The organism is Hoeflea sp. (assembly GCF_984452065.1).
Window position 1 is genome coordinate 9,076 of the sequence record NZ_CFHWAF010000049.1, and the last position, 21,698, is coordinate 30,773.

A 21,698-nucleotide genomic window follows, 5' to 3' on the forward strand; every position below is an offset into this window, starting at 1 on the left:
ATCACCGAGATTGCGCTGGCGCGCGACAGCGACGATTATGATACGGTTCTTCAGTAGCACCGCAAAACTCCGGATCGCCTGAACCATGTCCGACACGAGACCATCCGCGACCATCGATTCCAAATTGCTGGAGTTGCTCGTATGCCCGCTGACCAAGGGGCAATTGATCCTCGATGAGGAAAAGAACGAGTTGATTTCCAGATCGGCGGCGCTCGCCTACCCCATACGCGACGGCATTCCGATCATGCTGCCGTCCGAGGCGCGGCAACTGGACGATGAGGAAAGGGCCGCGCTGAAGGCAAAGGCGTGAGCAAGCGCGGCGACATGCGCAGGCGCCGCCTTCTGGCCGCCGCCGCCAGCCGTTTCTGGCATCAGGGTTACGGCAGCACCAGCCTTGCCGATATCGCCCGGGATGCCGAGGTGCCGCTCGGCAATGTCTATTACTATTTCCGCACCAAGCAGGACATCGCCTCGGGCGTGGCGGATATTTTCGTCGCCGAAACCCAGACGATGCTGGAGGAGGTCGCCGAGGCCGAGAGCGATCCGCGCCGGCGGGTCATCAGCCTTCTGCGCAGGCTGTCGCAGTCGAGCAGCAGCCGGGTCGAGCACGGATGCCCCATCGCGCTCGCGGTGCGGGATTTCAAGGCGGATGCGCCACAGGCGGCCTCCCGGGCAGCCGAAGCCTTCGAGTTGCTCACGGGTTTCATCGGCAGGGAGCTTCAGCGTACGGGCTCGCGGCCGTCCGTGGCGCTCGCCAAGGCGCGCGAAATCATCGTCGAATGGCAGGGCGGCATTTCGCTCGCCCATGCGCTCGGCGACGCGACGGTGCTGGCGGAAAGCTTCCGCCGGGCCGAGCAGCGGCTTTTGCAGGTCTGAACCGGACTTGCCCTAGTCGAGCGTGCGCCTGTAGCGCAGCATGGCGAGCAGCGATATGGCGACAAGGATGATCAGAAGCGCGCGCAGGTCCGGCACGATATCGGACAAGTCGGCGCCCTTCAGCATGATCTTGCGGACGATGCGGATGAAATGGGTGGAGGGAAGCAGGGTTCCAAGCGTCTGCGCCCAGCCGGGCATCGCCGCGAAGGGAAACATGAAGCCCGACAGGAGGATCGAGGGCAGCAGATAGAAGAACGACATCTGCATGGCCTGCATCTGGTTCCTGGCGACGGTCGAGAACAGAAAGCCGAGCGCCAGATTGACGACGATGAAAATGTTGAGGCCGATGAGGAAAGGAACGACGGGCCCTGCGAAGGGCACGCTGAAGACCCAGAAGGCCAGAATGAAGAAGACGCAGGTCTGGACATAGCCGATCAGCACATAGGGGATGATCTTGCCGAGCATGACTTCCGGTGCGCGTGCCGGCGTTGCCAGCAGCGTTTCCATGGTGCCGCGTTCGCTCTCGCGCACAATGGCGATTGCCGTGATCATCACCATCGTCATGGAAATGATGATCGCCAGAAGGCCGGGAACGATATTGTAGCTGGTCTTTGCCGCCGGGTTGTATCGCTGGTGGGCGATGACGGAGAAGGCGTCCTCAGTGCCGGAAAGATAGGCGAGCGGCCCGATGGCGAGGCCGTCGATGGTGTTTTGCGCCAGGACGGACAGGGCGGCGGAGGCGGAGCCGGATGTCGAAGGGTCCGAGGCGTCGGCGGCTACCAGCAATGCCGGCCTGTCGCCGCGCACGATGTCGCGCTCGAAATTTTCCGGGATGGTGACGACGAATGTGGCCTCGCCTGTTTTAAGCGCCCGGTCCACCTCGTTGCTGTTGGCGACGGTGCCGCGGATGTCGAAATAGGTCGATGTCTGCATGGCGGCGAGGAATCCGCGCGTGAAGGGGCCGCTGTCATGCACTTCAACCAGGGTCGGCAGGTGGCGGGGATCGGAGTTGATGGCAAAACCGAACAGCATGAGCTGAACGATGGGAATGACGATCATCATGGCGAAGGTCATGCGGTCGCGCCGCATCTGAATGAATTCCTTCGTCAGGATGGCCAGGAACCGGCTTGCCGACAGCATGGCCTAGCCCACCTGTGCCTGAGCGAAATTATCGGTCGACCCGCTCATGAGATGGATAAACACCTCCTCGAGGCCGGCCTGCCGATGCGACCATGTGCGGCGCTTGTCCTTGCGATAGGGCGCGATGGCGGCCTCGAGCTTGTCCTCATCCATGCCCGAGACATGAAGGGCCGAGCCGAAACGGGCGACCTGTTCGATGCCGTCCTCCGCTTCCAGCGACACGGCAAGTTCCGCAAGATCCGGGCCTTCCACCCGCCAGGTATTCAGGCCGACCATTTCCGGAATCTGAGCGGCGGGGCCGTCGATGAGTTTCTTGCCGTAGGCGATGTAGGCGATGTTGTCGCACTGGATCGCCTCGTCCATATAGTGCGTGGAGACCAGCACGGTCACGCCGTCATCGGACAGGCGGCGGATTTCATCCCAGAAGTCGCGGCGGGCCTTCGGGTCGACGCCGGCGGTCGGCTCATCCAGCAACAGCAGATCGGGCCGGTGGAGAAGGCAGGCGGCAAGCGCCAGACGCTGTTTCCAGCCGCCCGACAATTCGCCGGCCTGCTGGTGCGAGCGGTCGGCGAGGCCGAGTTCCTCGAGCGCCGCATCCACTTTCGCGTGCCGGTCGGGGACCCGGTACATACGCGCCATGAAATCGAGATTCTCGCGGATCGTCAGGTCTTCATAGAGCGAGAACTTCTGGGTCATGTAGCCGACATGCTCCTTGATGCTGTCGGACTGGCGCACGATGTCGTAGCCGAGGCAGCGGCCGATTCCCGCGTCAGGGGTCAGCAGCCCGCACAACATGCGGATCGTGGTTGTCTTGCCCGAGCCGTTGGGACCCAGGAAGCCGTAGATCGCGCCCTTGGGAACGCTGATATCGAACCGGTCGACGACGGTCTTGTCGCCGAAGGTCTTGACGAGCCCGGTGACCTCGATGACGGGTTGGGGGCCGCCTTCGCTCATTGCGCCGGCCTCACGTCGATCGGCTGGCCGGGCAAAAGGCTGCTCGCCCCGTTCGGCAGGGCTTCGGCCATGAAGACCAGCTTCGATCGGTCCTCCAGGCTGTAGATCACCGGCGGTGTGTATTCGGCCGAAGAGGAGATATAGACAATGCGTGCCTCGATCGGCTCTTTGCAATTGTCGCAGCCGATCAGGACGGGGGTGCCGATGGAAAGACCGGCCCGGTCGGGTTCGCCGATATAGAAACGGAATTTGACCTTGCCCGGCGGCAGGATCGACACGACGGGCATGCCGGCGCCGACATATTCGCCGGGAAGATAGTAGGTCTGCTGCACATAGCCGTCCGCCGGCGCCGAGAGGAATCGCTCCTCCAGATCGATGTGCGCCTTGTCGGCGGCGAGCTCCCTGGACCTGACCGACTGACGGGCCTCGTCAAGCTGCGCGCTGCGGGCGGGCAGGCGGGCGACCCTCAGATTGGCGCGTTGTTCTCCGACATCGGCAGCGGCCTGGTCGAGGGTGGCCGCGGCCTGGTCCAACTGGCTCGGCGAGACGAAATCGTTGACCGAAAGCTCCCGGTATCTTTCATAGTCGGCCTTGGCGAGGGCAAAACTTGCCTCGGCATTGCGCAGCTGTTCCTCGATGACCTCAATTTCCTCCGGGCGTTTTCCGGTGCTTTCGTCCTCCAGCTTGGCCTGCGCCATCATCAGATCGGCCTCGGCTTCGCCAAGCGCGATGCGCTGCTGGTCGTCGTCCAGAGAAAAGAGCGGCTGACCGGCGCTGACCGTATCGCCGCGCGTGACCTGCAGCGTTTCGAGAACACCGCTCTGCTTGGCGGCGACATAGACATATTCGCCTTCGACGTAGCCGAAATAGGCCCTGTCCGCGTCATCGGCGGCACCCGGCCATATGGCCGGGAATACGGCAACGATCCATGCGTAAACGGTGTTCATTGCGCCTCTCCCGCTTCGGGCGCCATCAGACCGCGCATGAGGATGTCATAGTGGCTTTCAATGAACGCCTCGGGGGAAACGGCGGATTCGCGTTCAATCCCGAAGATCTGCCCGAGAACAAGATGGGCAAGCAGCGGCCCCATGATGTTGCGGACCGCGAGGCGCGCGTTGACGGAGCGGAACTGCCCGCTGGCGATGCCCTTCAGGACGATCAGTTCGAGGGCGCCGATGGCCCTGTCGATCACCTGCCGGCGGTAGGTCTGCGCAAGCTCGGGAAAGCGGCCTGCCTCCTGGAGGACGATCCGCGGCAGGGCAAGCGTGCCGGGATCGGACATTTTTGTTGCTACCACGGTCAGGACCGCCTTCAAGAGAACCGCCGAATCCTCGTGCGAGGTTCGCGCCAGATCCTCCGTGCGCTCGGCGATCGGCGCGATCGCTCTTTTGACAAGCGACTCGAATATTTCTTCCTTGCTTGAAAAATACCGGTAGACCGCACCTTTTGAAATGCCGGCCTCGGTGGCGATGTCTTCCACCTTCGTGGCCGCGAAACCGTTTTGCGCAAACAGTTTGAGGGCCGCATCAAGCACTTCATCCGGCCGGTCTTCGGCCCGGCGGCGCCATTTCGGTTCTGTCTGTCCGGTATCCATCGGCAGTGATTCATATAAGTAAATGACTGGTCATTTACTTATATTGTGCATCAGGAGGAAAAGTCAAGCGGTTGGAAAACTCGAACTTTTACAACAGGATAAGAGTGTCTTGTGCCGGCTTTCGGCGTTTTGTCGGCTGAATTAGATCGGCTCGCCGCGCAGCAGCCGCGGGCCGTCCGAACCGGGCACGCCGGACGCCTGACGGATGAAGAAGGATTTGAGTGCCGGCATGCGGTCGACAAGGCCGAGACCAAAATCGCGCAATGCCCTGACCGGCGTCGAGTCGTTGGAAAAGAGCCGGTTGAGCACATCGCTCGTCACGCCCATCTGGAACGTGTCGAAGCGGCGCCAGAGCTGATAGCGCTCCAGCACGGAGAGCGAGCCGATATCGAGGCCGAGGCGGTCCGCCTCGACAATCGTCTCGGCGAGAGCGGCAACGTCGCGGAAACCCATATTGAGCCCCTGGCCGGCGATCGGATGGATGCCGTGGGCCGAATCTCCGGCAAGCGCGATGCGCTCGCGGACGAATTCGCGGGCAAGGGTGAGACCCAGCGGATAGGCCCGGCGGCCGCCGACCACCTCCAGCGCGCCAAGCTTGTGGCCGAAGCGGCGCTCCAGCTCGGCTTCGAAGACGAGATCGTCTTCCCCGACCAGCCGCTCGGCCTCCCCGGTGCGCTCGGTCCAGACCAGCGAGGCCCGGTTGTCCTTCAGCGGCAGGATGGCAAACGGACCGGCGGGCAGGAAATGTTCCTCGGCGCGGCCGTTATGCGGGCGCTCATGGGCGACCGTCGTGACGATCCCGGACTGGCCGTAGGACCAGTGAACGGTTTTGATCCCGGCCATATCGCGCAGGCGCGAACGCACGCCGTCGGCGGCGATCAGAAGGCGGGCGACGAGGGTCCGCCCGTCGCCGAGATGCACATGCGTCGATGCGTCCCGGTTCTCGAAACCCTCCACCGTTACACCCTGTTCGATCACGATGCCCAGCTTCTGTGCCTTGCCGCGCAGCGCGCCGACCATCACATGGTTCGGAACCATATGGGCAAAAGGCTCGCCGGGTGCTATCTCGCCGTCGAAGGTCAGGAAGATCGGCCTGACCGGATCGGAGGTGCGTGAATCGGTGACGATCATATCGTTGATGGGTTGGGCTTCCTTGAGGATTGCGTCCCACAAACCCATCTCGGTCAACATCCTGCTGGCGCCGGCGGCAATCGCGGAGGCGCGCTGATCCTTGCGCCAGACATCGGCCGGGGCCGCGTCTATGACGACGATCCGCAAATGCGGAGTCGCCGACCGTATGGCCACAGCCGCCGCGATGCCGACATAACCGCCGCCGCCTACAACGATATCGAATGTTTCCTGTGCCACTGCGCGCTTCCCTGTCTTGCCGAGGGCAGGTTGGCCCTTGCGATCGATCGGGCCGTCCCTGTAAGAGGATCATATAGGCTGGTCCGGCCAACAAAAAGACCCGGCAGGAGGTTCAATATGTCGCGCGCCATGGAAAATCTGCTGTCGATCCTGGATCCGGAGCGGCTCGAGCGCGATCTTTACCGCGGCAACAGTCCAAAGGCCGGCTGGCAGCGTGTGTTCGGCGGGCAGGTGATCTCGCAGGCGCTGGTGGCGGCGCAGCGCACCATCGACGACGACCGGTTCGTCCATTCGCTACACGCCTATTTCATGCGCCCCGGCGACCCGGAGGTGCCTATCATCTATGAGGTCGACCGGATTCGCGACGGATCGAGCTTCAACACGCGGCGGGTGGTGGCGATCCAGCATGGCCGGGCCATCTTTTCCCTCTCCGCATCCTTCCAGCTGGACGAACCCGGCCTCGATCACCAGATCGACATGCCCGATGTCCCCGAGCCGGAGTCGCTGATCGGGGAGGCGGACCTCAAGGAGAAGTTCCTGAAGAATGCGCCGGAGAATGTGCGCCGCTACTGGGAGCGCGAGCGGCCCATCGAAATGCGGCCCGTGTCGCTGACACATTATATCTCCCGCGAAAAACTCGAGCCGTTGCAGAATATCTGGGTCCGTGCCAACGGCACGGTGCCCGACGACAGGCGTATCCAGGCGGCGGTGCTTGCCTATCTTTCCGATATGACGCTGCTCGACACGTCGCTTTTTGCTCACGGTCTTTCGGTGTTCAGCAGCAAGATTCAGGCGGCGAGCCTCGACCATGCCATGTGGTTTCACCGCCGCTGCGCGCTGGACGACTGGCTGCTTTATGCCCAGGACAGTCCCAGCACCAGCGGCGCGCGCGGCCTTACGCGCGGCGGTCTTTATACGCGCGAAGGCGTGCTGGTGGCCTCCGTTGCACAGGAAGGGCTCATCCGTCAACGCACCAAGGGCTAAATTTTAAGCATAAGTTAATATCTGCACAAAAAACGTGCATATGATGTATTGATGGGCTTTTCCGTCATGGCATACTTTCAAAAATATCCAATTATATCAGATAGATAGAAGTCAGTTTATCAAACTGGCACGATCCTTGATTTGTTTTTGGCAGAGCGAATGACCGTTGATCTGTGGTCGCTGCTCTGCCGCGTCGTCCAGGCTGCCTCCACGCCGGACGATACGGCAGTAAAAGCCGGAAACGGCGATGCGCAACTTCGGGGGGTTCGGTTGGCATCGGCCGTGGAGAAAAGGATGAAACCCGGATGAAAATCGTAATGGCAATCATCAAGCCGTTCAAACTTGACGAGGTCCGCGAAGCCCTGACCGAAATCGGCATACAGGGTCTGACGGTCACCGAGGTCAAGGGATACGGCCGCCAGAAAGGGCACACGGAAATCTACCGTGGCACGGAATATGCCGTCGCTTTCCTGCCCAAGCTCAAAATCGAAATCGCCGTGGCGGCGGATGTGGCCGACAAGGCCATAGAGGCAATCGCCAACGCGGCCAAGACCGGTCAGATCGGTGATGGAAAAATCTTCGTCTGCGACCTGGAGCAGGTCATGCGCATCCGCACGGGCGAAACCGGCGCCGATGCGCTTTGAGTACCAAGGAGCAACTACAGATGAAATTCAATTCTTTCCTGAAGCCGGGCGCTGTCCTGGCGATTGCCTGCGCGATGGCCGCGCCGGCGGGGGCACAGGATGCAGCGGCGCCGGAACAGGTGTCCACCCATACGGTCTTTATCCTTAACTCGCTGCTCTTCGTGGTGTCCGGCTTCCTGGTCATGTGGATGGCCGCGGGTTTCGCCATGCTCGAGGCCGGACTGGTCCGCTCGAAGAACACCTCGATGCAGCTGACAAAGAACATCTCGCTGTTTTCGATCGCGGCGATCATGTACTACCTGATCGGCTACAATCTGATGTATCCGGGCGATGGCTGGTCGATTACAGGCATTCTCGGCGCCTTCGGCGTCGCGGTGATGGAACCGGTCGGCGTTGCGGCCGACGCCGTTTCCGACCTGTCCTATGCGTCAACCGGTTCCGACTTCTTCTTCCAGCTGATGTTCTGCGCGACGACGGCATCCATCGTCTCGGGCACGCTGGCCGAACGGATGAAGCTGTGGCCCTTCCTGATCTTCACGGTCATCCTGACGGGCATTCTCTACCCGATCCAGGCATCCTGGAAATGGGGCGGCGGCTTCCTCGACGCCGATCTCGGCTTCCTCGACTTCGCGGGTTCGACCGTCGTTCACTCGGTCGGTGGCTGGGCAGCCCTGACGGGAGCGATCATCCTCGGCGCGCGTAAGGGAAAATACGGCTCCAATGGCGAAGTCCATCCGATCCCCGGCTCGAACATGCCGCTGGCAACGCTCGGCACGTTCATCCTGTGGCTCGGCTGGTTCGGCTTCAACGGCGGCTCGCAACTCGCCATGGGATCGGTCGGCGACGTTGCCGACGTCTCGCGTATCTTTGCCAACACCAATGCCGGTGCAGCCGGCGGTGCGGTCGCGGCGCTTCTCCTGACGCAGATCATCTACAAGAAGGTCGATATCACCATGATCCTGAACGGCGCGCTTGCCGGTCTGGTCTCGATTACCGCGGAGCCGCTGACGCCTTCGCTGGGCGCGGCGACCCTGATCGGCGCCGTCGGCGGTGTAATCGTCGTCTTCGCGGTTCCGATGCTCGACAGGTTCAAGATCGACGATGTCGTCGGTGCCATTCCGGTCCACCTGTTCGCCGGTATCTGGGGCACGATCGCGGTGCTCTTCACCAACTCCGACGCGACGCTCTACGGTCAGTTCGCCTCGATCATCATCGTCGGCGTCTTCATGGTCGTTGCCTCCAGCGTTGTCTGGCTGATCCTCAATGCGGTGATGGGCCTGCGGGTGAGCGAAGACGAGGAAATGGTCGGGCTCGACAAGGCCGAGATCGGCATCGAGGCCTATCCGGAGTTCACCAAGATCTGATCGGCATTGCCGATCAGACATTCGCGATTTGATTGGGGCCCTTTGCCGGGCCCCTTTCCATTTCGGCGCAACAGGCCTCGATCCTGCACAATCCGCACTCAGGAAGCCTGCCCATGTTTTGGTCAAGTTGCCCCCACGTTGATTGAAATATGGATGGTTAATGCGCCATTAACTCCGACTTGCATAAAATCATCGCAATTGTGAGCGGTGATTGCGCCGTAAAAGCGTGCGAGTTGGAGCGTTTCAATGCAGACAAGTGGTCCATTGGCGTTTGGTGGCCATTTTCTCCCCAGCATCCGGATACCGGCATTTCTGCGGGGGCCTCTGAAGGTCCTGACCGGTCTTTCGGTGCTGTTCGCGACGGCGCTGGCCGTTGCCGCGCTGGCGACCTGGAATGCGGCGGATCCGAGCTTCAGCCATGCGACGGGCGATGCGCCGGTCAATGTGCTGGGCTTCGGCGGTGCGGCCTTTGCCGATCTGGCCATGCAGTTTTTCGGGCTGTCGTCCGTCGTCGCTCTGCTGCCGATGGTGGCGTGGGGCCTGTTCCTGACGCGCAATCGTCCGGTCGACCGCGTTTTCTCGCGGCTGTGCGCCTGGTTCGGCGGCGCGATCCTCGCCGCTGCGGTCCTGGCATGCATTCCCGCGCCCGCCGGCTGGTCGCTGCCGACGGGGCTCGGCGGTGTGTTCGGCGATATGATCCTGAAAATGCCCGCCGTCCTCATCGGCGACTATCCGTCCGGTATCCTGGCCGTCGTCCTGGCTATGGCGCTTGCCATACCGGCCGCCTGTCTGCTGCTGTTCGGCTCGCTTCTGGCGGCGACGCCGCAGGAGGACACCAGGCAGCGCAAGACCCGCAAGCAGCGGACGATCGAGATCGAGGACGAGGCGGACGAAGACGGCGAGCGCAGTTCCGGCGCCGCGTTGATCCTCGGAGCCCTGACGCATATGGCGTTTACGCTGCGGGCGCACTACCGGCGCATCACCGGACGGGTCGCGGATCAGTGGTCGGCGCAGCCCGAAGTGCCCTATGACTTCAACGATGACGACTTTGCCGGTCTGAACGGCGATGCGCGGGTCGAGCCGGAATTTGCCGGCAACGGTCCGATACGCGCGGCGAGACCCAATCTTTCAAATGATGCGCCGCCTTTCGACCTGGACGATGCGCCGGACCATGGCGATGCCGACGGGGAATGGATGCCGCGGGAGGCGCCGGCGCGGACCGGCTTGCCGGCGGCGCAGCAGCGGGTCGTCGCGCAGGCCAAGCGCCCGACGCCGGGCAACCGCATGCAGCATGAAGCGCAAACCACGCTGTTGAAGTCGGGTGGTTTCGAATTGCCGCCGCTCAATCTGCTCGCCGATGCAAAGAATGTCGCCAAGGATCCCAGCCTGTCGCCGGAAGCCCTGGAGCAGAATGCCCGCATGCTGGAAGGCGTGCTCGAGGATTTCGGCGTGCGCGGAGAGATCATCCAGGTTCGTCCCGGTCCCGTCGTCACGCTTTACGAGCTGGAGCCGGCGCCGGGGATCAAGTCCTCCCGCGTCATCGGACTTGCCGACGATATCGCCCGCTCGATGAGCGCGATCGCCGCGCGTGTCGCCGTGGTGCCGGGCCGCAACGCCATCGGCATCGAACTGCCCAACCAGGGCCGCGAGACGGTTTACCTGAAGGAACTGCTTTCCAGCCGCGATTTCGAGACCAGCAAGGCCAAGCTCGCCCTTTCCCTCGGCAAGACAATCGGCGGCGAATCGGTGATTGCCGATCTTGCCAAGATGCCCCACCTGCTCGTCGCGGGTACGACGGGTTCGGGTAAGTCGGTCGCCATCAACACGATGATCCTGTCGATCGTCTACCGCCTGCCGCCGGAAAAATGCCGGCTGATCATGATCGATCCGAAAATGCTGGAACTCTCGGTCTATGACGGCATTCCGCATCTGCTCGCGCCCGTCGTCACCGATCCGAAGAAGGCCGTGGTCGCGCTGAAATGGACCGTGCGGGAGATGGAAGACCGCTACAAGAAAATGTCCAAGATCGGCGTGCGCAACATCGACGGCTTCAACAACCGGGTCGAACAGGCTTGCAAGAAGGGCGAATCGATCACCCGCACGGTCCAGACCGGTTTCGACCGCGATACCGGCGAGGCGGTCTACGAGACCGAGGAATTCGATCTCAGCCCGATGCCCTATATCATCGTCATCATCGACGAGATGGCCGACCTGATGATGGTGGCCGGCAAGGATATCGAGGGCGCGGTCCAGCGGCTGGCGCAGATGGCGCGCGCCGCCGGCATCCACGTGATCATGGCGACCCAGAGGCCGTCGGTGGATGTGATCACCGGTACGATCAAGGCGAACTTCCCGACCCGTATTTCCTTCCAGGTGACGTCGAAGATCGATTCACGCACCATTTTGGGCGAGCAGGGCGCCGAACAGCTGCTCGGCATGGGCGATATGCTCTATATGGCCGGCGGCGGCCGTATCCAGCGCGTGCACGGGCCGTTTGTCGCCGACAATGAAGTCGAGGAGATCGTCGGCTTCCTGAAGGCGCAGGGCGTGCCGGAATATCTCGACGCGATCACCGAGGATGACGAGGAAGACGGCGGCGAGGGCGGCGGCGGTTCGGCCGGCAATCTTTCCGATTCGGCCGATCCCTACGATCAGGCCGTTGCCGTGGTGCTGCGCGACGGCAAGGCGTCGACATCCTATATTCAGCGGCGGCTGGGAATCGGTTACAATCGCGCGGCCTCGCTCATCGAACGGATGGAGGAAGAGGGTGTCATCGGTCCCGCCAACCACGCCGGAAAACGCGAAATTCTCGTGCCCGCCGAAGAGGATGTCCTGTAGGGCGCGGTGACCGGCGACCACACTCATGCCGCAGTTTGAAAACATAGGTTCCTGGTCGTCAGGAGATGCAAATGAACCAGACTGATTCACCCCTCAGGACCCGACGTTTTATGCTGCGCGCGATGGGTCTGGCCGCCGCCGCGCTGCTGTTTGGCGCGGGGGTCCCGCAGGCCCGGGCCCAGGAAGGGGCCGCACAGAGAATTGCCGATCATTTTTCCGCCGTCAAAACCATGACCGGTGAGTTCGTCCAGTTCAGCCCGAGCGGTCGGCAGACCGGCGGCAAATTCTTCATAGAGCGCCCTGGAAAGTTGCGTTTCAACTATGAGGATCCGTCTCCCGTGCGGGTGATCGCGGACGGCAAATCGGTGGTCATCGGCAACCGGAAACTCCAGACCTGGGATATCTATCCGCTTTCAAAGACACCGCTGAAGCTCCTGCTTTCGGAGCGGATCAACCTGGAGGGGGATACGGTGAAATCCGTCAAGGTCGAGCCCGACCTGACGACCATCGTGCTCGGCAACAAATCCATCTTCGGCGATTCAACCATCACCATGATGTTCGACACCAAGTCCAACGAGTTGCGGCAATGGACCATCACCGACGCGCAGGGCAAGGCGACATCGGTCATGATCTTCAATGTGCGCACTGATGTGAAGTTCGCCGACAATGTGTTCGAGATCCCCTATTATCAGGTCCACCGTTCACGCGGCAGCGACCGGTAAATCGGTCCGCACGGCATCTTTTCCAATTTATTGTGGTCATTTGCGCCGGCGGGCGCTATGCCGGCTGAACAATCGTGTCCAGCGAGATATCGTCCGGGCAGCCTGAGAATTCCCGGAGGGACATGTGAAGCATTTCTCCATCGCCACATGGAACATCAATTCGGTGCGCCTGCGCCTGCCGCTCGTGCTGTCGCTGCTTGAGGATCAGGCGCCCGATATATTGTGCCTGCAGGAAACCAAATGTCCGAATGACCTGTTTCCGACCAAGGAACTGAAAAAAAGCGGCTATGAGCACATCGAGATTCACGGTCAGAAGGGCTATCACGGCGTCGCGATCATCTCGAAACTGCCGCTTGAACATGTCAACCGGATGGATTTCTGCGCGATGGGCGACACGCGCCATATCTCGGCGATCGCCGAAGCCGGCGGGCGGCCCATCCGCATCCATAATTTCTACGTGCCGGCGGGCGGCGACGAGCCGGATCGCGACGTTAACCCGAAATTCGCCCACAAGCTTGATTTTCTCGAGGAGATGAAGGCGCTCCATTCGGAGGCCGAAAGGAGCGACGGCGTTTCGTCCATTCTGGTCGGCGACCTCAACATCGCGCCGCTGGAGACCGATGTCTGGTCGCACAAGCAGCTGTTGAAGGTGGTCAGCCATACGCCGGTGGAGACCGACGGACTGAATGCGGTGCAGGCGCGGGGCGCCTGGGTCGATCTGATGCGCCAGCATATTCCCGCGGAGGAGAAGATCTTCACCTGGTGGAGCTACCGGGCGCGCGACTGGGATGTATCGGACAGGGGCCGCAGGCTCGACCACATCTGGTCATCGGCCGATCTTTCGCCGGCGCTTGCGGGCGTCACCGTCATGCGCGAAGCGCGCGGCTGGGAACGCCCGTCGGACCATGTGCCGGTCTTCGCGCGGTTCACGTTCTGAAGTCTTTTCCGGCGCGCCTATTTGTCCGCCGCATCGGTCTCGAAGCGTGGAGACAGCCTGCCGATCTCGCCGAGCATCGCGGCGAGATTGTTTTTCACGCGGTCCTGCAGCATGCGCGCGATTTCCGGATATTCCTCCATCATGCGGCGGAACATCGGCCTCTGGATGCGCATGACCTCGCTGTCCTCGAGCGCCATTGCCGTCGTCTTGCGGCTGGCCGATGAGATAATCGCCAGTTCGCCGAGAAGATCGCCGGCTTCGGCCTCGCCGATCTGCGCCGGTTTTCCCTTGCGGTCGCGGCGCAAAAGCTTGAAGCGGCCCGACATGACGACAAAGGCGCAGTCGGCCGAGGACCCCTCGTGAAACAACGGGCGGTTCTTCGCCACGTTCTTGCGCTCGGCGCCAAATGCGATGAGCCGAAGCATTTCGTCACTGAAGTCCCTGAACAGCGGCACTTTCGACAGCAGCGAGATATCGTCGGTCAGGGCCATCTTTGCAGCAACTCCCGGGTTTGGCGCCGTTTCAGGCCGTTCCGTCAGGGAACGATCTTGTATCCGCCGCTCTCGGTGACCAGGATCTCGGCATTCGACGGGTCGCGCTCGATCTTCTGGCGCAGCCTGTAGACATGGGTCTCGAGCGTGTGGGTGGTCACGCCGGAATTGTAGCCCCAGACCTCCTCAAGCAGGACGTCGCGCGTCACCACCTTTTCGTCGGCGCGATAGAGGTAGCGGATGATCGCCGATTCCTTCTCCGTCAGCCTGATCTTGCTGCCCTTGTCGTCGACCAGCAGTTTCTGGCTCGGCTTGAAGGTGTAGGGCCCGACGGTAAAGGTCGCGTCCTCGCTCTGCTCGTGCTGGCGAAGCTGCGCGCGCACGCGGGCCAGAAGCACGGCAAAGCGGAACGGCTTGGTCACATAGTCGTTGGCGCCCGCCTCGAGGCCGAGGATCGTATCCGAATCGGTGTCGTGTCCGGTGAGCATGATGATCGGTGCCTTGAAGCCGCCTTTTCTGAGCAGCTTCACGGCTTCGCGGCCGTCCATATCCGGAAGGCCCACATCCATGATCAACAGGTCGATATGGTTGCCCCGGGCAGCCTGAATGCCTTTTGCCGCCGACGATTCCTCAATGATCGAGAACTCCTCATACAGAGAAAGCTGCTCGACAAGGGTCTCGCGCAGATCGTCGTCGTCGTCGACGAGAAGGATGGTTCTGGCCGTCATGCAATCCCTCCGCATGCGATTGTGATGTGTCTTAATCTCAGGCATCTAAATAGTCCTGTTCGCATCAATGTAAAAGTGCTCTACACGCTGAGCACACTGAGCTGTGATCCCGGAGATCAATTTGTGAAGAGCACGATAGACACCGATTGCGTCAAAAACCAAGCGTTACGGCATGTTATTGTTAACCGCAAGCCGCGGTCCGATGTACGGCCTTTACGACATCTGTCTGGTGCTCGATTGGAACATTCGCGAGCGGCGCAGGTTTCGCGGCAGCGCGATTTTCCTGCATCTTTCATCGCCGCCCGTCCGAACCGACGCGCTAGCGCGGCGGGTTGTCCAGTCCGCCCATGCGGCAGACTTCGAGATATTCCTCGTCCGTCACCGGTTGTACCGACAGGCGCATGGAGTTCACCAGCGCCATATCGGCCAGCGCCGGATTGGCCTTGACATCCTTGAGCGTGACCGGGTTGGGCATGTCGCGGACGGCCTTGACGTCGACGCATTCCCAGCGTTCGTCGTCGGTGGTGGAATCGGGATGGATTTCGGCGCAGACCTCGACTATCCCGACCACTTCGAGACCGATATTGGAATGGTAGAAGAAGCCCTTGTCGCCCAATTTCATGGCGCGCATATTGTTGCGGGCCTGGTAGTTGCGGATGCCGTCCCACTCTTCGCCTGCATCGCCCTTGGCCTTCTGGTCGTCCCAGGACCAGCTGTCGGGTTCGGATTTAAAAAGCCAGTAGGCCATGCTTATGCTCCAGGTTTGTTGAAGACCCAATTGTAGGGCCGGATATCGACGGAAGCGAAGAGACCGGCCTTTGCGTAGGGGTCGTCGTCCGCTATTCTTTGCGCTTCATCCGCATCGCCGGCCTCGACGATGACAAGGCTGCCGCACGGATCGCCGTTTGCGTCCAGAAAAGGCCCGGCCATCTTCAGCATGCCCTTGTCGTTGAGGCCGTTGAGATAATTCACATGATCGGGCCTTGCCTTCAAGCGAAGATCGAGGCTGCCGGGCTTGTCGTTGCAGATGAGAGCATAGAGCATCGTTTTTCGGGTTCCTTTCGCCTATTCGGACCTCAGCGGACGGCTCATCAGGCCGTCTATTGCCTTTTCGACATCCATCTTGCCGTCGATGATGGCGGCGACGGCCTGTGTGATCGGCATATCGATGTTCTTCTCCCGGCTGATCCTTGCGGCGATGCCGGCGGTGAATGCCCCTTCGGACAGGGGCGCGCCGGGCGCCATCAGTTCGCCGGGTGCGCGGCCTTCGCCGAGGGCGATGCCGAAACGCAGATTGCGTGACTGCCGGCTGGTCGCGGTCAGGACGAGATCGCCCAGGCCCGACAGGCCGCGTATGGTTTCGCGCTCCGCGCCATGCGCCTCCGCAAACCGCATCAGTTCGGCAAGCCCGCGGGCGATCAGCGCCGCGCGTGCCGATTCGCCGAGCCCCCTGCCCTCGACGATGCCGCAGGCGATGGCCAGCACGTTCTTCAGCGATCCGCCGATCTCGACGCCTATTACGTCGCCGGAGGCATAGAGCCGGAAGGTGTTGCCCGAGAGCCTTTGCGCCGCGTCCTTTGCGATGCCGATATCGGCGGCTGCCAGGGTCATCGCCGTTGGCAGTCCACGGGCGATATCGGCGGCAAAACCCGGACCGGACAGCACGGCAACCGGATTGTGGGGTTGTTCTTGCAGAGCAATGTCGGCAAGAAACTGACCGTTTTTTTGCTCAATCCCCTTGGCGCAGACGACAAGACATGCGTCCGGTGCGATGTGGTCGCGATTGTCCTGGAGTGCCTGACGTAAATTCTGCGCCGGAACGGCCAGCAGGATATAGGAAGCCGAGGCGAGTGCGGCTGGCTCCGCCGTCGGGTAGACATTTGCCGGCAGGGCGATACCGGGCAGCGCTTTTTCATTTGTCCCGTCCGCTGCGATCCTCGCCATTTGCTGTTCGTCGCGGCCAACGAGACTGACGGCGCGGCCCCCGGCGGCGGCCACGGCGGCAAGCGCCGTTCCGAAGGCGCCCGCTCCGAGCACGGCAATATCGGCCCCGTCGCTCATACTTTGATTCCCCGCTTGCCGTGCCCGACGAGCGCGGCAGCCTCATTATCGAGTGGCCAGCGCGGCCTTGGCGCGATGTCGAGGCTGTCGGCCGGCAGGCCTTGCGCCATCCGTTCGGCCGCGGCCCAGGCGATCATCACGGCATTGTCTGTGCAAAGGCGATGTGGCGGGGCGACAAACCGGAACCCTTTTTCGCCGCACAGATCCGTCAGGGTCTGTCGAATGGCCGCATTTGCGGCAACGCCGCCGGCGACGACGAGCGTTGGTTTCACATCGTAGGTCGAAAACTCGTCAAGGAAACGCTCAAGGCTGCGGCCGATCCGCTCGCGCAGCGTCACGGCGATGGTGTGCTGAAACGACGCGCAGATATCGGCGATGTCCTTGTCGCTGACCGGGGCGATCGCCTCAGCCGCTTGCCGTACCGCCGTCTTGAGGCCGGAGAATGAAAAGTCGAGGCGCGTCTCGCCGCGCAGTGGGGTCGGGAAGTCGAACCGGGTCGCATCGCCCTGGTTTGCCGCCTTCTCAACAGCCGGGCCGCCGGGATAGGGCAGGCCGAGCAGTTTCGCCGTCTTGTCGAAGGCCTCGCCGAGCGCATCGTCGATCGTGGTGCCCCAGCGCTCATAGTCACTGATGCCGCGCACAAGGACCATCTGGGTATGGCCGCCCGAAACCAGCAGAAGGAGATAGGGAAATTCGAGGCCGTCCGTCAGCCGGGCCGTCAGGGCATGGCCCTCGAGGTGATTGATGGCGTAAAGCGGCTTGCCCGACGCGGCCGACAACGCCTTTGCCGTCATCAGGCCGACGATCAGGCCGCCGATGAGGCCCGGTCCGGCGGTGGCGGAAACGGCATCGAGCGCCTGCAGAGACGTTTGTGCGTCGCTCAGCGCTTGTTCGACAAGCCTGTCCAGCATGTCGACATGGGCGCGTGCGGCAATCTCGGGGACGACGCCGCCGAAGGCGGCATGCTCGTCGAGTTGGCTGAAGACCACATCCGACAGAATGTCGCCGCCGCCGTCGTCGTGACGTCGCACGACGGCCGCTGCCGTCTCGTCGCAGCTTGTTTCAATCCCAAGAATGCAGATTGAGGTGTCCATCGGCCGTTTCGGTGATTGCGGAACGCTTTATTCCTGTTTACCTGTGCCTCTGGTAATAACGGAATTCGATAGATGCAAACAAAACCTTTCCGTATCGGCACACGGGGAAGTCCGCTGGCGCTGGCGCAGGCGGAGGAAACGCGCGACCGGCTCATGGCCGCGCACGGTCTTGATGCGGACGCGTTCGAGATCGCGGTCATTTCGACAAAGGGCGACCGTGTGACGGACAGGCCGCTTGCCGAGATCGGCGGGAAGGGGCTGTTTACGGAAGAAATCGAAGCGCGGCTTTCCGATGGCCGCATCGACATTGCCGTGCATTCGTCAAAGGATATGCCGACCGTCCTGCCCGACGGACTTTACCTGTCGGCCTTCCTGCCGCGTGAGGACGTGCGTGACGCCTTCATCAGCCACAATGCCGGCTCGCTTGAGGCCCTGGCGGAGGGCGCGGTTGTCGGTACGTCGTCGCTGAGGCGCCAGGCGCTGGTGCGCCGCCTGCGGCCCGACCTCAAAGTGGTCTCGCTTCGCGGCAATGTCCAGACCCGCATGCGCAAGCTTGAGGAAGGCAGCGTCGATGCCACCCTGCTTGCCATGGCCGGGTTGAAACGTCTCGGTCTTCAGGCCAGCGCAAGCGATGTCATGGAGCCCGAAACATTCCTTCCGGCCCTCGGCCAGGGGGCGATCTGCGTCGAAAGCCGGATGGGCGACAGCGCCGTGGACGATATGCTCGCGCCGATCAACGACGAGGCGACGAGCCGTTGCCTGCATTGCGAACGGTCGTTTCTTGCCGCGCTCGACGGCTCGTGCCGCACCCCCATCGCCGGGCTGGCGAGGGCTGAGGGCGACGGCCTGTCTTTTACCGGCATGGTTCTCAATCCCGAGGGAACGCAGGCATTCGACATCGAATGCAGCGGCGCCCTGGCCGACGCCGCCAGTCTCGGCCGTGAGGCGGGCGTTGAGATCCGCCGCAAGGCGGGCCGGGCCTTTTTCGAAAGCTGGACGTAAACCGTGCGGGTGCTGGTGACGAGACCGGAACCCGGCGCCTCGTCGACCGCCGGGCGGCTGCGCGCGCTCGGGTATGAAACGGTCCTGATGCCGATGACGCGCATTGTCGATATGGCTGCGGATATGAACGGCGTTGCGAACGCCGCGGCCTTTGCCGTCACGAGCGCGTCGGCCGTACGGTCATGGCAGTCGCGCGGTATCGGGTCTGATCTTTTTCAGCGTCCGCTCTATGCGGTCGGCGCCAGAACGGCCGCGGTCGCCCGGGACAGCGGTTTCAAATCCGTCACCGTGGGTGACGGCGACGGCTCGCATCTTGCCCGTCTCGTCGAGGACGATGTGCGCTCGGGCAGGCTGCGGCTCACCGATGAAGCGCCGCTGGCCTATCTGTGCGGCAAGGTGCGGCATGGCGGTTTCGAGGTTCGACTCCGCGAGCTGGATGTGCCGCTCAAAACCGTTGAAATCTACGATATCGAGGAAATAAGTTATCCAACTGACTTTATTCTGAACGCCTTGTCTGCCGGCGAAAAATCCGCCGTCCTGCTTTATTCGCGTGTGGCGGCCGATTGTTTCTTTCAGCTCTGCAACAGCCAGACAATTGTTAATCAATTGAAAGATATAAGCTTTTTTTGCATGAGTGAAAATGTTCTGGAAGCCGTGCCGGAAAATCTGAGATCCCATGCACGGATTTCGCCTGCGCCGGACGAGGAAAGCCTCCTGTCATTGCTCCCAGGGAGCGACAAATTGTTCTGACTATTTCGGTTGCCGCGTCTTCCATCAAAAATCGGCGGATATTAGTTTCGACGCAGGCAATTTGCCGTCCCCTAAACCGCTTCGTCCAAACGCTCAAGAGGATTATTCATGGCACAGGGCAGCAAGCCGCGTCATTCCCGCAGGACCCGCAAACCGGTCACCATCGATCTGGAGCCGGAGGCCGTCAAAAAAGGCGATCCGGACGCGAAGGGCGACACGGCAAAGAGCGCGTCGGAGAAGAAGCCAGCCGGCGGAAAGACCGGCGGTGCCGCCGGTGCCAAGACAAGCGGAGCCAAAGCGGACGGCGATAAGAGCGCGGGCGTAGCTGCCGACGCTGGAAAGGCCGAGCGGGTTACGGAGCAGGCCGCCCGTGCCGCTGCGGCAATGCCGAAATCAACTGCAAAGAAAGCCGACGCGGCCGCCGGGCCCCCAAAATCCGAACAGCCGGCCAAATCCGACACGGTATCCCGATCCTCGGATGATTCGGGTTCCTCCGGCCATGCGGGCGGCAGCGGGGCACGTCAGCCGACCGGTGGCGGCGGCCACCGGCCGCTGGTCGCCGGGCTTGTCGGCGCGGTGATCGCGGTTGCGGCCTTCGCGGGTCTGCAATGGTCCGGTATCCTGCCGGCATCCGGCGGCGGGTCGGGCGAGGTCGCCGCGCTCAAACAGTCTTTTGCCGCTTTGGAACAGCAGGTCTCGGACGCATCGGCCTCTGCCGTCAGCGCCATTGAAAGCAGGGTTTCCGCCTTGGAAAATGCGGCGCCGTCTTCGGGCGGACAGGACGTTACGGCCCTCGATTCACGTGTGTCTTCGCTTGCCGACAGGGTTGAGAGCCTCGCCTCGTCGGGCGGCGGCGGGCCCGGCGTGGCGGACAGGATATCGGCGGTCGAGAGCGCGCAGACAACACTGCAGGCCGACGTCAGGAAGCTCGCCGGTGAACTGTCGGCCCTGACCGGACGCGTCGGCGCGGATGAAGGCCAGCAGGCTTCGGCTGTCAAGGCGCTCGAGGACCGTGTGGCCTCGGTCGAGAAATCGCTTTCCGGACCGCGGGAAGATATCAAGGTCGCCCGCGCCCTGGCCGCGGCGAGCCTGAAGGCCGCCATCGACCGGGGCGGCTCCTTCATGGCGGAGCTCGAGGCCTTCGCCAGTGTCGACGGCGACAGCCCGGCAATCGCGCAGTTGCGGTCCTACGCTGCGAGCGGCGTGCCGTCGCGGTCCGCCCTGATCAGCACGTTTCCGAACATCGCCAGCGCCATGATCAATGCCGCTGACGGATCGGGCGCGGATGCCGGCTGGTTTGACCGGCTGGTCGACAGCGCGTCCTCGGTGGTCAAGGTGCGGCCCGTCGGGGACGTGTCGGGCGACAGTGCGGATGCGATCGTCGCCCGCATGGAGTTCAAGCTGAACAATGGCGATCTGCAGGGCGCCATCGATGAATGGAAAACCCTTCCGGAGGCTTCGCGAACGGTCTCGAAGGACTATGAGAGCAACCTTCAGGCACGCCTGACCGTGGAAAAGATCGTCGCCGGAACCGTCAACGCCGCCCTGCCGGGGGAAAGCACCGGCGCCGCGCCGGCATCCTCCGATACAACACAGCCGGTCCAGGCTGGGGATAACAACTGAAATGATCCGCTTGCTTATCTATATCGCCCTTGTTCTTGCGCTCGGCTTCGGGTTTGCTTGGCTGGCCGACAGGCCCGGCAATCTCGCCATCACCTGGCAGGGTCAGCTTATTGAAATGTCGCTCATGGTGGCGGTTTCGGGCATTGTGGGGCTGATCGCCATCATCATGATCGGCTGGTGGCTGATCCGCAATATCATCGCTTCACCCCATCTGGTGTCCCGCTATTTCCGGGCGCGCAAACGCGACCGCGGTTACCAGGCGCTGTCGACGGGGCTCATCGCCGCCGGGGCCGGCGATGCGGCGACGGCGCGCAAGATGACGCAGCGCACGGCGGGTCTGCTGAGTGCCGATCAGGAGCCGCTGATCCATCTGCTCGACGCGCAGACGGCGCTGATCGAGGGCAAGAACGATGCGGCGCGCGCCAAGTTCGAGGCGATGGTTGACGATCCGGAAACGCGCGAATTGGGATTGCGCGGCCTCTATCTTGAGGCGCGGCGGCTGGGCGCGATGGAAGCGGCTCAGCATTA

General features: G+C 62.4%; 23 protein-coding genes and 1 pseudogene. 13 read left to right on the forward strand and 11 right to left on the reverse strand.

Annotated elements, in window-relative coordinates; all coding sequences use genetic code 11:
• Nucleotides 1-85: 85 nt before the first annotated feature.
• Both AC5E6N_RS11380 and AC5E6N_RS11385 read left to right on the forward strand, forming a co-directional pair.
• Nucleotides 86-310 (forward strand): Trm112 family protein, encoded by a 225-nt coding sequence (locus tag AC5E6N_RS11380; RefSeq protein ID WP_491747930.1) that lies wholly within the window; start codon nt 86-88, stop codon nt 308-310.
• Nucleotides 307-876 carry a TetR/AcrR family transcriptional regulator gene (locus AC5E6N_RS11385; protein WP_491747931.1) on the forward strand — a complete coding sequence of 190 codons (570 nt, stop codon included), beginning with the start codon at nt 307-309 and terminating at the stop codon, nt 874-876. Before AC5E6N_RS11380 ends, AC5E6N_RS11385 begins: the two co-directional genes overlap by 4 nt.
• A 12-nt stretch (nt 877-888) precedes the next feature.
• Here the strand turns inward: AC5E6N_RS11385 and AC5E6N_RS11390 are convergent, their stop codons facing one another.
• From AC5E6N_RS11390 to AC5E6N_RS11410, 5 genes are all read right to left on the reverse strand, one after another.
• Nucleotides 889-2,016, reverse strand: a complete 1,128-nt coding sequence (locus AC5E6N_RS11390) for an ABC transporter permease (RefSeq protein WP_491747932.1) — start codon at nt 2,014-2,016, stop codon at nt 889-891.
• 3 nt (nt 2,017-2,019) lie between these two features.
• A complete protein-coding gene (locus AC5E6N_RS11395; protein WP_491747933.1) occupies nt 2,020-2,970 on the reverse strand; it encodes an ABC transporter ATP-binding protein in 951 nt (316 codons plus the stop codon).
• Nucleotides 2,967-3,917 carry an HlyD family secretion protein gene (locus tag AC5E6N_RS11400; protein WP_491747934.1) on the reverse strand — a complete coding sequence of 317 codons (951 nt, stop codon included), beginning with the start codon at nt 3,915-3,917 and terminating at the stop codon, nt 2,967-2,969. Before AC5E6N_RS11400 ends, AC5E6N_RS11395 begins: the two co-directional genes overlap by 4 nt.
• Nucleotides 3,914-4,564 carry a TetR/AcrR family transcriptional regulator gene (locus tag AC5E6N_RS11405; protein ID WP_491747935.1) on the reverse strand — a complete coding sequence of 217 codons (651 nt, stop codon included), beginning with the start codon at nt 4,562-4,564 and terminating at the stop codon, nt 3,914-3,916. The genes AC5E6N_RS11400 and AC5E6N_RS11405 overlap by 4 nt, the downstream gene beginning before the upstream one ends.
• Nucleotides 4,565-4,705: 141 nt before the next feature.
• Complete coding sequence (locus tag AC5E6N_RS11410; RefSeq protein WP_491747936.1) at nt 4,706-5,932, reverse strand: ubiquinone biosynthesis hydroxylase; 1,227 nt, start codon at nt 5,930-5,932, stop codon at nt 4,706-4,708.
• A 117-nt stretch (nt 5,933-6,049) separates the two neighbouring features.
• Here AC5E6N_RS11410 and tesB point away from each other — a divergent pair, with 117 nt between their 5' ends.
• From tesB to AC5E6N_RS11440, 6 genes are all read left to right on the forward strand, one after another.
• Nucleotides 6,050-6,916: an acyl-CoA thioesterase II gene (gene tesB, locus AC5E6N_RS11415; protein ID WP_491747937.1), complete on the forward strand. Its 867-nt coding sequence runs from the start codon at nt 6,050-6,052 to the stop codon at nt 6,914-6,916.
• Between the two features lie 305 nt (nt 6,917-7,221).
• On the forward strand, nt 7,222-7,560 hold the full coding sequence (locus AC5E6N_RS11420; protein ID WP_267993172.1) for a P-II family nitrogen regulator: 339 nt from the start codon (nt 7,222-7,224) through the stop codon (nt 7,558-7,560).
• A 20-nt stretch (nt 7,561-7,580) separates the two neighbouring features.
• The gene (locus AC5E6N_RS11425; protein WP_491747938.1) at nt 7,581-8,924 is read left to right on the forward strand and encodes an ammonium transporter; all 1,344 of its coding nucleotides are present in this window, start codon (nt 7,581-7,583) and stop codon (nt 8,922-8,924) included.
• Nucleotides 8,925-9,170: 246 nt separating this feature from the next.
• The gene (locus AC5E6N_RS11430; protein WP_491747939.1) at nt 9,171-11,762 is read left to right on the forward strand and encodes a DNA translocase FtsK 4TM domain-containing protein; all 2,592 of its coding nucleotides are present in this window, start codon (nt 9,171-9,173) and stop codon (nt 11,760-11,762) included.
• Between the two features lie 71 nt (nt 11,763-11,833).
• Nucleotides 11,834-12,484, forward strand: a complete 651-nt coding sequence (locus tag AC5E6N_RS11435) for an outer membrane lipoprotein carrier protein LolA (protein WP_491747940.1) — start codon at nt 11,834-11,836, stop codon at nt 12,482-12,484.
• A 124-nt stretch (nt 12,485-12,608) separates the two neighbouring features.
• On the forward strand, nt 12,609-13,421 hold the full coding sequence (locus tag AC5E6N_RS11440) for an exodeoxyribonuclease III (protein ID WP_491747941.1): 813 nt from the start codon (nt 12,609-12,611) through the stop codon (nt 13,419-13,421).
• Nucleotides 13,422-13,438: 17 nt separating this feature from the next.
• Here AC5E6N_RS11440 and AC5E6N_RS11445 read toward each other — a convergent pair whose 3' ends face one another.
• Both AC5E6N_RS11445 and AC5E6N_RS11450 read right to left on the reverse strand, forming a co-directional pair.
• Nucleotides 13,439-13,912 carry a cyclic nucleotide-binding domain-containing protein gene (locus AC5E6N_RS11445; protein ID WP_491747942.1) on the reverse strand — a complete coding sequence of 158 codons (474 nt, stop codon included), beginning with the start codon at nt 13,910-13,912 and terminating at the stop codon, nt 13,439-13,441.
• A 44-nt stretch (nt 13,913-13,956) separates the two neighbouring features.
• Nucleotides 13,957-14,640: a response regulator transcription factor gene (locus AC5E6N_RS11450; protein WP_491689664.1), complete on the reverse strand. Its 684-nt coding sequence runs from the start codon at nt 14,638-14,640 to the stop codon at nt 13,957-13,959.
• Nucleotides 14,641-14,848: 208 nt separating this feature from the next.
• Between AC5E6N_RS11450 and AC5E6N_RS11455 the strand changes: the two are divergent.
• Nucleotides 14,849-14,941, forward strand: a pseudogene (locus AC5E6N_RS11455) (L,D-transpeptidase family protein); the annotation flags it as partial.
• A gap of 18 nt (nt 14,942-14,959) precedes the next feature.
• On the opposite strand, the gene AC5E6N_RS11460 reads toward AC5E6N_RS11455, so the two are convergent.
• From AC5E6N_RS11460 to tsaD, 4 genes are read right to left on the reverse strand one after another with little or no spacing between them, the layout of a single operon-like run.
• Nucleotides 14,960-15,388 carry an EVE domain-containing protein gene (locus AC5E6N_RS11460; protein ID WP_491689665.1) on the reverse strand — a complete coding sequence of 143 codons (429 nt, stop codon included), beginning with the start codon at nt 15,386-15,388 and terminating at the stop codon, nt 14,960-14,962.
• Between the two features lie 2 nt (nt 15,389-15,390).
• Entirely contained in the window at nt 15,391-15,684 is a 294-nt protein-coding gene (locus AC5E6N_RS11465; RefSeq protein WP_491747943.1) for a YciI-like protein, read from the reverse strand.
• A 21-nt stretch (nt 15,685-15,705) separates the two neighbouring features.
• Nucleotides 15,706-16,701, reverse strand: a complete 996-nt coding sequence (locus AC5E6N_RS11470) for an NAD(P)H-dependent glycerol-3-phosphate dehydrogenase (protein WP_491747944.1) — start codon at nt 16,699-16,701, stop codon at nt 15,706-15,708.
• Nucleotides 16,698-17,795 carry a tRNA (adenosine(37)-N6)-threonylcarbamoyltransferase complex transferase subunit TsaD gene (tsaD, locus tag AC5E6N_RS11475; RefSeq protein WP_491747945.1) on the reverse strand — a complete coding sequence of 366 codons (1,098 nt, stop codon included), beginning with the start codon at nt 17,793-17,795 and terminating at the stop codon, nt 16,698-16,700. The genes AC5E6N_RS11470 and tsaD overlap by 4 nt, the downstream gene beginning before the upstream one ends.
• Nucleotides 17,796-17,867: 72 nt before the next feature.
• Between tsaD and hemC the strand changes: the two genes are divergently transcribed.
• From hemC to AC5E6N_RS11495, 4 genes are all read left to right on the forward strand, one after another.
• The gene (gene hemC, locus AC5E6N_RS11480) at nt 17,868-18,797 is read left to right on the forward strand and encodes a hydroxymethylbilane synthase (RefSeq protein WP_491747946.1); all 930 of its coding nucleotides are present in this window, start codon (nt 17,868-17,870) and stop codon (nt 18,795-18,797) included.
• Nucleotides 18,798-18,812: 15 nt separating this feature from the next.
• Nucleotides 18,813-19,547 (forward strand): uroporphyrinogen-III synthase, encoded by a 735-nt coding sequence (locus tag AC5E6N_RS11485; protein WP_491747947.1) that lies wholly within the window; start codon nt 18,813-18,815, stop codon nt 19,545-19,547.
• Between the two features lie 108 nt (nt 19,548-19,655).
• On the forward strand, nt 19,656-21,170 hold the full coding sequence (locus AC5E6N_RS11490) for a COG4223 family protein (protein ID WP_491747948.1): 1,515 nt from the start codon (nt 19,656-19,658) through the stop codon (nt 21,168-21,170).
• 1 nt (nt 21,171) lies between these two features.
• Nucleotides 21,172-21,698, forward strand: a 527-nt coding sequence (locus AC5E6N_RS11495; protein WP_491747949.1) for a heme biosynthesis HemY N-terminal domain-containing protein, incomplete at its 3' end; no start/stop codon positions are given.

What these genes read in the sequence shown, in the direction of transcription:
- AC5E6N_RS11490 (WP_491747948.1), top strand. Translation starts at nt 19,656, where the DNA reads ATGGCACAGGGCAGCAAGCCGCGTCATTCCCGCAGGACCCGCAAACCG.
- tesB (WP_491747937.1), top strand. Translation starts at nt 6,050, where the DNA reads ATGTCGCGCGCCATGGAAAATCTGCTGTCGATCCTGGATCCGGAGCGG.
- AC5E6N_RS11435 (WP_491747940.1), top strand. Translation starts at nt 11,834, where the DNA reads ATGAACCAGACTGATTCACCCCTCAGGACCCGACGTTTTATGCTGCGC.
- hemC (WP_491747946.1), top strand. Translation starts at nt 17,868, where the DNA reads ATGCAAACAAAACCTTTCCGTATCGGCACACGGGGAAGTCCGCTGGCG.
- AC5E6N_RS11430 (WP_491747939.1), top strand. Translation starts at nt 9,171, where the DNA reads ATGCAGACAAGTGGTCCATTGGCGTTTGGTGGCCATTTTCTCCCCAGC.
- AC5E6N_RS11390 (WP_491747932.1), bottom strand. Translation starts at nt 2,016, where the DNA reads ATGCTGTCGGCAAGCCGGTTCCTGGCCATCCTGACGAAGGAATTCATT.
- AC5E6N_RS11425 (WP_491747938.1), top strand. Translation starts at nt 7,581, where the DNA reads ATGAAATTCAATTCTTTCCTGAAGCCGGGCGCTGTCCTGGCGATTGCC.
- AC5E6N_RS11465 (WP_491747943.1), bottom strand. Translation starts at nt 15,684, where the DNA reads ATGCTCTATGCTCTCATCTGCAACGACAAGCCCGGCAGCCTCGATCTT.
- tsaD (WP_491747945.1), bottom strand. Translation starts at nt 17,795, where the DNA reads ATGGACACCTCAATCTGCATTCTTGGGATTGAAACAAGCTGCGACGAG.
- AC5E6N_RS11395 (WP_491747933.1), bottom strand. Translation starts at nt 2,970, where the DNA reads ATGAGCGAAGGCGGCCCCCAACCCGTCATCGAGGTCACCGGGCTCGTC.
- AC5E6N_RS11400 (WP_491747934.1), bottom strand. Translation starts at nt 3,917, where the DNA reads ATGAACACCGTTTACGCATGGATCGTTGCCGTATTCCCGGCCATATGG.
- AC5E6N_RS11470 (WP_491747944.1), bottom strand. Translation starts at nt 16,701, where the DNA reads ATGAGCGACGGGGCCGATATTGCCGTGCTCGGAGCGGGCGCCTTCGGA.
- AC5E6N_RS11420 (WP_267993172.1), top strand. Translation starts at nt 7,222, where the DNA reads ATGAAAATCGTAATGGCAATCATCAAGCCGTTCAAACTTGACGAGGTC.
- AC5E6N_RS11445 (WP_491747942.1), bottom strand. Translation starts at nt 13,912, where the DNA reads ATGGCCCTGACCGACGATATCTCGCTGCTGTCGAAAGTGCCGCTGTTC.
- AC5E6N_RS11450 (WP_491689664.1), bottom strand. Translation starts at nt 14,640, where the DNA reads ATGACGGCCAGAACCATCCTTCTCGTCGACGACGACGACGATCTGCGC.
- AC5E6N_RS11460 (WP_491689665.1), bottom strand. Translation starts at nt 15,388, where the DNA reads ATGGCCTACTGGCTTTTTAAATCCGAACCCGACAGCTGGTCCTGGGAC.
- AC5E6N_RS11380 (WP_491747930.1), top strand. Translation starts at nt 86, where the DNA reads ATGTCCGACACGAGACCATCCGCGACCATCGATTCCAAATTGCTGGAG.
- AC5E6N_RS11405 (WP_491747935.1), bottom strand. Translation starts at nt 4,564, where the DNA reads ATGGATACCGGACAGACAGAACCGAAATGGCGCCGCCGGGCCGAAGAC.